Genomic DNA, 5,633 nt, shown 5'->3' on the forward strand with positions numbered 1-5,633 from the left:
CGATTTCCTCGGTGCTTTCCAGGTTTCCGCTCTCGCGTTTCCCTTTCCGGCGGTTCCGACTCTATCAGATCCTTTCGGCGTCCGATTCCCGGTCGGCGGGGTGTCTTCCGGGCTGTTGGGCCGTTCCGACGAGTGAGACTTTAGCGGATTCCGGCGCCCCGAGCTAATCGGGGCCGCGTCCTTTCGAACACGGATTCCTCATTTCGCAAATACACACGCCGAACAGCCGACGCCGAAGCGTCGATGAATGGCTGGTACCTGCGGAATGGCTGTCCGGGGACCGACCGGAGTCGGCGCTCACGTCGGACAACCCGGAGAACAGTACGGATCAGCCCGGGGTGTGTCAACTCGCTGCCCGGGACCCCTCCCCGGGCGTACGCTGGGGGACATGACTACGCGTACGTGCACCCAGCAGTGGTGGGCCGCCTGACGGCGGCCGTACTCACGTATGCACTCGACGGCCGCCGACTCGGCGGCCGTTCTCGTATCTCCCTCCAGGACTCCGGGAGCCGGCCGACCGGGACGGCGGCCTGGACCAGGAGGAGAAGCAGAGATGACGCGGGTCTTCAGCGGGATCAAGCCGACCGGGCACCTGACCCTGGGGAACTACCTGGGAGCCATGCGGCGCTGGACGGAGGTCGACCAGCACCGGTCCGACGCGCTGTTCTGCGTCGTCGACCTGCACGCTCTCACCGTGGACCACGATCCGGCGCGGGTGCGCCGGCTCAGCCGACAGGCGACCACGCTGCTGTTGTCGTCGGGACTGGACCCCGAGCTGTGCACGGTGTTCCTGCAGAGCCACGTCGACGAGCACACACGGCTGTCGTACCTGCTGGAGTGCGTGGCGACGGACGGCGAGATGCGCCGCATGATCCAGTACAAGGAGAAGGCCGCGCGGGAGCGCCTGCGTGGTGGGAGCGTGCGGCTCTCCCTGCTGACCTATCCCGTGCTGATGGCCGCGGACATCCTGGCCTACGGCGCGGAGGAGGTGCCGGTGGGTGACGACCAGGTGCAGCACGTGGAGCTGACCCGCGATCTCGCGGTGCGGTTCAACCAGCGGTACGGGCACACGTTCACGGTGCCGAGAGCCACCCGTCCGGAGGTGGCCGCACGGGTGATGAACCTCCAGGACCCGACCTCGAAGATGGGGAAGTCGGACGACTCGGGGCCGGGGATCGTCTACCTCCTGGACGAGCCGGACGTGGTGCGCAGGAAGGTCATGCGGGCGGTGACCGACAGCGGCCAGGACGTCGAGTACGACCGCGAGGGCCGGCCGGGGGTCGCCAACCTGCTGGACATTCTCGCTGCGTGCACGGGCGGGAACCCTGAGTCACTGGCGTCCGTTTACGACTCGTACGGCGCTTTGAAGAAGGACACCGCGGAGGCGGTCGTGGAGGTCCTCAGGCCCGTGCAGACCAGGCACAGGGAGCTGTGCGCGGAACCCGCCTACGTGGAGGAGGTGTTGCGGATCGGTGCGGAGAAGGCCCGGGCGTCGGCCCGGCCGACCGTCGACACCGCCTACCGGGCGATCGGGCTGCTGCCTCCCGTGGCGGAGCCCGCGCCGAGCGCGGCTCGCTAGGCACGGGGCGGCGGGGTGACCCGCCGCCCACCGGGCCGTCGGTCGGGTCAGTCCTTCTTGCCGGAGGCGAGTTCGCGGCTGCGGTCGCGGGCGGCCTCCAGAGCGGCGATGAGGGCCGCGCGGACTCCGTGGTTCTCCAGCTCGCGGATGGCGTTGATCGTCGTGCCCGCCGGGGAGGTGACGTTCTCACGGAGCTTGACCGGGTGCTCGCCGCTGTCGCGGAGCATCACGGCGGCGCCGATGGCGGACTGGACGATGAGGTCGTGCGCCTTGTCGCGCGGCAGGCCGAGCAGGATGCCCGCGTCGGTCATGGCCTCGACCAGGTAGAAGAAGTAGGCCGGTCCGGAGCCGGACAGGGCGGTGCAGGCGTCCTGCTGGCTCTCGGGGACCCGGAGGGTCTTGCCGACGGCGCCGAAGATCTCCTCGGCGGTGGCGACGTGGTCGTCGGTGGCGTGGCTGCCGGCCGAGATGACGGACATGGCCTCGTCGACGAGGGCGGGGGTGTTCGTCATGACGCGGACGACCGGGGTGCCCACGGCGAGGCGCTCCTCGAAGAAGGAGGTGGGAATGCCGGCGGCTCCGCTGATGACCAGTCGGTCGGCGGGGACGTGCGGGGCCAGTTCGTCCAGGAGGGCGCCCATGTCCTGCGGCTTGACCGTGAGGATCAGGGTGTCGGCGGTCTTGGCCGCTTCGGCGTTGCCGACCGGGGTGACTCCGTAGCGGGAGCGGAGTTCTTCGGCGCGTTCGGGACGGCGGGCGGTGACCAGGAGGTCGGCGGGGGTCCAGCCACCGCGAATCATTCCGCTGAGCAGGGCTTCGCCGATCTTGCCGGTGCCGAGGACTGCGACTTTCTGGCTCATGGAGTCATCCTCGCACCGGCTCCACGGGGTCCGGGTGGTTGTCCGGCAGGCGGAACACCGACGGGTCGCTAAGCGGTGCGGCGACGCAGGGTCGCGGCCCCGAGGCCGAGGACGAACAGGGCGCAGCCGGCGACGATCAGGATGTCGCGGACGAAGGTCGCCGTCATGTCCGTGTGGTGGAGGACCTCGTTCATTCCGTCGACGGCGTACGACATGGGCAGGACGTCGGAGACGGCCTCCAGGACGGGGTGCATGTCGGAGCGGGGTGTGAAGAGGCCGCACAGGAGGAGCTGGGGGAAGATCACCGCGGGCATGAACTGGACCGCCTGGAATTCCGAGGCCGCGAAGGCCGAGACGAAGAGTCCGAGGGCCGTGCCGAGCAGGGCGTCGAGGAGCGCCACGAGCAGCAGCAACCAGGGTGAGCCGGTGACGTCCAGGCCGAGGACCCAGACCGAGAGTCCGGTGGCGAGGGCCGACTGGACGATGGCGAGGGCGCCGAAGGCGAGGGCGTAGCCGGCGATGAGGTCTGCCTTGCCCAGCGGCATGGCGAGCAGCCGTTCGAGGGTGCCCGAGGTGCGTTCGCGCAGGGTGGCGATGGAGGTCACCAGGAACATCGTGATCAGCGGGAAGATGCCGAGCAGTGAGGCGCCGATGTTGTCGAAGGTGCGCGGGCTGGCGTCGAAGACGTAGCGCAGCAGGACCAGCATCAGGCAGGGGACGAGGATCAACAGCGCGATGGTGCGCGGGTCGTGGCGGAGCTGACGCAGCACGCGCGCGGCGGTGGCGGTGGTGCGGCCGGCGTTCAGCGCGCGGGTGGGGGCTGCCTGGGCGGGAGCCGCCTGGGTGGTGGGGGCGGTCGTGGTCATCGGGTCGTCTCCTTGGTGCGGTCCGCGGTGGCCGCTTCGTCCACGAGGCGGAGGAAGGCGGCTTCGACGGTGTCGGTGCCGGTTCGGGTGCGCAGGGCGTCGGGGGTGTCGTCAGCGAGGATCCGGCCGTCGCGCATGAGGAGGAGGCGGTGGCAGCGCTCGGCCTCGTCCATGACGTGGGAGGAGACGAGGAGGGTGGCGCCCCGGGCGGCGAGGTCGTGGAAGAGGGTCCACAGGTCGCGGCGCAGGACGGGGTCGAGGCCGACGGTGGGTTCGTCGAGGACGAGCAGTTCGGGGCTGCCGAGGAGGGCGACGGCGAGGGAGACGCGGCTGCGCTGGCCGCCGGAGAGGTTCCCTGCGAGGGCGTCGGCGCGGCTGGTGAGGTCGACCTCGGTGAGGACGCGCTCGATGTCGCGGCGGCGTTCGGCCGGGGCGCGGTGGGGTTCGAGGATCGCGGCGAAGTAGTCGAGGTTCTGGCGGACGGTCAGGTCGTCGTAGACGGAGGGTGCCTGGGTGACGTAGCCGACGCGGCTGCGCAGGGCGGGGTGGCCGGCGGGGCGGCCGAGGACGTCGAGGGTGCCGGTGACCTTGGCCTGGGTGCCGACGAGGGAGCGCATGAGGGTGGACTTGCCACAGCCGGAGGGGCCGAGCAGGCCGGTGATCTGGCCGCGCGGGACGGTGAATCCGAGGTGGTGGAGGACGGTTCGGGCGCCGCGGACGACGGTGAGGCCGTCGGCGTGGACGGCGTGGGGTGCCGTGGCGTGGGGTGGGTCGGCCACATAATTCATCATGCGATGAATAATGTTCCCGGCGAGCCGCGCCGTCAAGAGGCCGGGCATGGCGACACCGGTGCGCGGCACACGAAAGCGGCGGCCCGCGAAGAACCGGACCGCCGCAGAGGAAGGGGACGAAAGAGAGGGGGAGAACGAGAGAAGGGAAGAAGGGGTCAGGGCTTGGTCGCGACGAGCAGCAGCACGTCGTACGTCTCCTCGACGATGCCGTCGGGGAAGACCTTCAGCAGATGGCCGCGCTCCTCCTCCAGGAACGCGCGCCTGCGCTCCTCGGCCGTGACCAGGAAGGCTGAGTGGCTGCCGAGGTTGGCGAGGTGGGTGTCGAGCGGCACCCGGCGGCTCCAGCGGACCTCGCGGCGGGCGAAGCGGAGCCGGCCGCTCGGGTCGGCGCGCTCGGAGCGGTCCCCGGCCTTGCGCTTCTCGGCGGCGATGTCCACGCCGAAGAACCGGCCGCTGCGGTCGGCCGCCTCGGCGATCCACTCGATGTCGAGCGCGTCGGTGTTCCACCACAGGGCCAGCGCGCCGCCGGGCCGCAGCACGCGCAGCGCCTCCGGCACCGAGCGGGCGGTGTCGGTCCAGTGCCAGGCCTGCGCGTAGGTGAGGAGGTCGGCGTGGCCGTCGATGACGGGGAGCGCGTCGCCGCTGCCGCGTACGACCGGGACGTGCGGCAGCGCGCGACGGAACTCGGCGGCCATGCCCGCGCCGGGCTCCACCGCGAGGACGTCGGCGCCCCGGGCGTGCAGCAGTGCGGTCGCGATCCCGGTGCCGGCACCGACGTCCACGACCCGGGCTCCTGACAACGGCCGGCCGGCCAGTTCCTCGACGGCGTCGAGGAGTGCGGGCGGGTAGGAGGGCCGGTTCGCGGCGTACTGGGCCGCGGCGTCGTCGAAGGAACGGGCTCGGGCGGCGTGGGAGGGCGGCTGCGTCAGTGTCATACGGCCATGGTCGCGGGGCCGGACGCACCGGCGACAGTGGATATCGGGGCCTGGGCTGCGGGGGCCGGGCGCGCGGTCGGCGTGGGCCCACTCCCTCGTGTCGTCCGGTGCGTCGACGCGACGGGAGTCGTGCACCATCGGGCCTCAGCCGCGGCGCTTCTTCCTCGACGGGTTGCCCGTGCGGCGGGAGGTGCGGCGGGCGTACTCCTCGCGGGCCCGGGCGTACTCCTCGCGGTGCAGTTTCTCGCCCGGGGCCTCGGTGAGGGAGCGGAAGAAGTAGGCGAGCAGTGAGCCGACGAAGCCGATGGCGAGGAGGCCGCGCAGGGTGGCCTGGCGCTGGGGGTCGTGACGCTTGCCGAAACCCTCCCAGGTGTTGCGGAAGGCGAGCGCGCTGCAGATGGCGAACATGGCGACGACCAGCACGGTCACGAAGGCGCCGCTGTCGGCGATCTGGATGCCCTCGTAGGCGAAGCGCAGGACCAGGCAGGAGGCGGCGGCCGCGACGAGGGACCCGGCCGCGACGCCGGCTCGGCGGGCCGCGTACCCGTGGTCGTGGTCCACCCAGGAGATGCCGAAGAAGCGCAGGGGCTCGGGGCGGGGGC

6 protein-coding genes are annotated in these 5,633 nt (G+C 71.3%); 1 reads left to right on the plus strand and 5 read right to left on the minus strand.

Translation table 11 applies throughout. From position 1 onward, the window contains the following. Positions 1 to 553 precede the first annotated feature (553 nt). On the plus strand, positions 554 to 1,579 hold the full coding sequence (gene trpS / locus V7E45_RS38320; protein WP_333778897.1) for a tryptophan--tRNA ligase: 1,026 nt from the start codon (positions 554 to 556) through the stop codon (positions 1,577 to 1,579). Between the two features lie 47 nt (positions 1,580 to 1,626). Here the strand turns inward: trpS and proC are convergent, their stop codons facing one another. The 5 genes from proC to V7E45_RS38345 form a co-directional block, all read right to left on the minus strand. Then, positions 1,627 to 2,439: a pyrroline-5-carboxylate reductase gene (gene proC, locus V7E45_RS38325; protein WP_333778898.1), complete on the minus strand. Its 813-nt coding sequence runs from the start codon at positions 2,437 to 2,439 to the stop codon at positions 1,627 to 1,629. A gap of 68 nt (positions 2,440 to 2,507) precedes the next feature. Then, positions 2,508 to 3,305, minus strand: coding sequence for an ABC transporter permease (locus V7E45_RS38330; RefSeq protein WP_333778899.1), 798 nt, complete (start codon positions 3,303 to 3,305; stop codon positions 2,508 to 2,510). After that, the gene (locus V7E45_RS38335) at positions 3,302 to 4,096 is read right to left on the minus strand and encodes an ABC transporter ATP-binding protein (protein ID WP_333778900.1); all 795 of its coding nucleotides are present in this window, start codon (positions 4,094 to 4,096) and stop codon (positions 3,302 to 3,304) included. The genes V7E45_RS38330 and V7E45_RS38335 overlap by 4 nt, the downstream gene beginning before the upstream one ends. 155 nt (positions 4,097 to 4,251) lie before the next feature. Next, positions 4,252 to 5,031: a class I SAM-dependent methyltransferase gene (locus tag V7E45_RS38340; RefSeq protein ID WP_333778901.1), complete on the minus strand. Its 780-nt coding sequence runs from the start codon at positions 5,029 to 5,031 to the stop codon at positions 4,252 to 4,254. Between the two features lie 144 nt (positions 5,032 to 5,175). After that, the coding region (locus V7E45_RS38345) for an EamA/RhaT family transporter (RefSeq protein WP_333778902.1) at positions 5,176 to 5,633 on the minus strand (458 nt) is incomplete at its 5' end.

This window comes from Streptomyces sp. IBSBF 3136, from assembly GCF_036815105.1.
Classification (GTDB): Bacteria; Actinomycetota; Actinomycetes; order Streptomycetales; family Streptomycetaceae; genus Streptomyces.

What these genes read in the sequence shown, in the direction of transcription:
- V7E45_RS38340 (WP_333778901.1), bottom strand. Translation starts at nt 5,031, where the DNA reads ATGACACTGACGCAGCCGCCCTCCCACGCCGCCCGAGCCCGTTCCTTC.
- trpS (WP_333778897.1), top strand. Translation starts at nt 554, where the DNA reads ATGACGCGGGTCTTCAGCGGGATCAAGCCGACCGGGCACCTGACCCTG.
- V7E45_RS38330 (WP_333778899.1), bottom strand. Translation starts at nt 3,305, where the DNA reads ATGACCACGACCGCCCCCACCACCCAGGCGGCTCCCGCCCAGGCAGCC.
- V7E45_RS38335 (WP_333778900.1), bottom strand. Translation starts at nt 4,096, where the DNA reads ATGATGAATTATGTGGCCGACCCACCCCACGCCACGGCACCCCACGCC.
- proC (WP_333778898.1), bottom strand. Translation starts at nt 2,439, where the DNA reads ATGAGCCAGAAAGTCGCAGTCCTCGGCACCGGCAAGATCGGCGAAGCC.